The sequence below is a fragment of the Streptomyces sp. NPDC042364 genome, from assembly GCF_056437585.1.
The window spans coordinates 1-1,326 of the sequence record NZ_JBWKAJ010000059.1; the positions used below are offsets into that span (position 1 = coordinate 1).

The 1,326-nt window shown below is 70.6% G+C and carries 2 protein-coding genes; both read right to left on the bottom strand.

The window, feature by feature from the left end; genetic code table 11:
• Window positions 1-103: 103 nt before the first annotated feature.
• Window positions 104-964: a bifunctional methylenetetrahydrofolate dehydrogenase/methenyltetrahydrofolate cyclohydrolase gene (locus AC067N_RS38880; protein ID WP_478683678.1), complete on the bottom strand. Its 861-nt coding sequence runs from the start codon at window positions 962-964 to the stop codon at window positions 104-106.
• Window positions 965-1,001: 37 nt separating this feature from the next.
• The coding region (locus AC067N_RS38885; RefSeq protein ID WP_478683679.1) for a glycine cleavage T C-terminal barrel domain-containing protein at window positions 1,002-1,326 on the bottom strand (325 nt) is incomplete at its 5' end.

Sequence of the window (1,326 nt, forward strand, 5' to 3'; positions counted from 1 at the left end):
GTCAGGGTGCTCAGGGAGATCGGCGCCAGGGGTACGGGGACTCATCGAGCGTCTCCCTCTTCCGAAAGATGCGAATGCTGCGAGTACCGGGGGACCAGCGCGTTCATACGGCGGTGGCACTCCTCTCGGCAGCCTCGACCACATTGGCCAGCAACATCGCGCGGGTCATGGGGCCGACGCCGCCGGGCATGGGGGCGATCCAGCCGGCGACCTGGGCGGCGTCCGGGTGGATGTCGCCGACCAGGCCCTGGTCGGTGCGGGTGATACCGACGTCCAGGACGGCCGCGCCGGGGCGCAGCATGTCCTTGGTGATCAGTCCGGGTGAACCGGCCGCCGCGATGACGATGTCGGCCTCGCGGGTGTGCCAGGCCAGGCCCTTGGTGCCGGTGTGGCACAGGGTCACCGTGGCGTTCTCGGAGCGGCGGGTGAGCAGCAGGCCGATGGGACGGCCGACCGTGATGCCGCGTCCGACCACGCAGACCCGGGCGCCGGCGAGCGGAACCTCGTGGCGGCGGAGGAGTTCGACGATGCCGCGCGGGGTGCACGGCAGGGGGGCGTCGACACCGAGGGTGAGCCGGCCGAGGTTGACGGGGTGCAGTCCGTCGGCGTCCTTGGCCGGGTCCATGCGTTCCAGTACGGCGTTGGCGTCGAGATGGCGGGGCAGCGGGAGTTGGACGATGTAGCCGGTGCAGGAGGGGTCGGCGTTCAGCTCGTCGATGACGTCCTCGACCTGCTGCTGGGAGGCGTCGGCGGGAAGGTCCCGGCGGATGGAGGCGATGCCGACCTGGGCGCAGTCGCGGTGCTTGCCGGCGACGTAGGCGTGGCTGCCTGGGTCCTCGCCGACAAGGACGGTGCCGAGACCCGGCGGGCGGCCGCCCGTGGCGGTCAACTTGGCCACGCGCTCCGTGAGTTCGCGGCGGATGTCGGCGGCGGTCGTCTTGCCGTCGAGCAGTTGTGCGTTCACCGGCGGTGTTCCTTCCCTCTGCGGTCGTGGCCGGGTGTCAGCCACGGAGGCGGGACATGGTGGGGTCGAACAGGGGCTCCTCGGTGACGACCGCCTCGATGCGCTGGTCGAAGTAGCCGATGTGCAGCACGGTCTGGGGAGTGGTGAGTTCGGTGGGGAGCCAGGCGTAGGCGATGCCCTTGCCGATGGTGTAGCCGTAGGCGGCGCTGGTGACATAGCCGACCGCGCGGTCGCCGTCGTACACCGGTTCCTTGCCCATGACGACGCAGCGGGGGTCGTCGATGGTGAGGCAGGTCAGCTTGCGCCGGACGTTCTCCTTGCGGCGCTCCAGTGCGGCCTTGCCGATGAAGTCGCCCTTGTCG